1 protein-coding gene and 1 pseudogene are annotated in these 935 nt (G+C 65.5%); both read right to left on the reverse strand.

The window, feature by feature from the left end; translation table 11 throughout:
* A partial coding sequence (locus G3N58_RS33845; RefSeq protein ID WP_206001370.1) for a GDP-mannose 4,6-dehydratase occupies positions 1 to 433 on the reverse strand: 433 nt, incomplete at its 3' end.
* Between the two features lie 53 nt (positions 434 to 486).
* Positions 487 to 935, reverse strand: a pseudogene (locus G3N58_RS33850) (Vi polysaccharide transport protein VexE); the annotation flags it as partial.

Genomic DNA, 935 nt, shown 5'->3' on the forward strand with positions numbered 1-935 from the left:
CGGCGTCGAGCATCGACAGAAAGCCGGACACGTTGACGTCGTTGGTCGTTTTGGGGTCCTTCACGGAGCGCGGCACCGAGCCCAGCGCCGCCTGATGCAGCACGTAGTCCACGCCGGCGACCGCCTTCGCGCACGAGTCCGCGTCGCGAATGTCGGCCTCGTGGAACGCGAACCGGCTCCAGGCCGCCTCGCCGACCCGCTTCTTCACTTCGTGCAGGTTGTGCCAGTGGCCGGTGGCGAAATTATCGAGGCCGCGCACGTCCTGCCCGAGCAGCAGCAAGGTCTCGACGAGATTGGAGCCGATAAACCCCGCGGCGCCGGTAACGAGCCAGCAATAGCGCTTTTCCTGCAACAAGGTTCGCAGCCCATCCTGCGTTCCGTCCTGTAGCCATGACGGCAAGCCGGCTTGCGCCGCGGTTTCGTTCTGTTTCATGTTTGCTTCTCCACGTTCTGCGTAATCTTCTACGTAATCGTTAGTGAACCCAATCAACCCTTGTCCGTCGCCGCATTCGAGCGGTCGGCCGCCACCACGTGCCGCCAGAGCCCGCCGCTCAGGCGCAGGTTTTCCGGCTGCCCGGCGAGATGGCCGCGCAGATGCGCGAGCCATTCGTGCTGCCATCGCGCCACGTAGTCTTCGAGCGTTTCGCCGTCATGCGGCTCGGAGAGCCGTTCGAGCGTATGCACGATGCGGCCCCGCTCCCATCTGGGCGCATAGAAAACCGAGGGCAGTCCGAGGCGGTAGCTGGCGCGCGCGGCGAAGCTCGACCACGTGATCTCCTGGCTCTCGAACGGCACGCGCGCGGCGGCCGGATTGAGCGCGCCATCCACGGCGAGACACACGGCATGTCCTTCCTGCAGCGCCTTGAGGCTGGCCTTCACGACCTGCACTTCGGTCCTGTCGCTCGTCGAGATCAGCGAGCGGGCGTAGTGGCTGC

Origin of the sequence: Paraburkholderia sp. Ac-20342 (genome assembly GCF_017104985.1) — a bacterium.
Classification (GTDB): domain Bacteria; phylum Pseudomonadota; class Gammaproteobacteria; order Burkholderiales; family Burkholderiaceae; genus Paraburkholderia.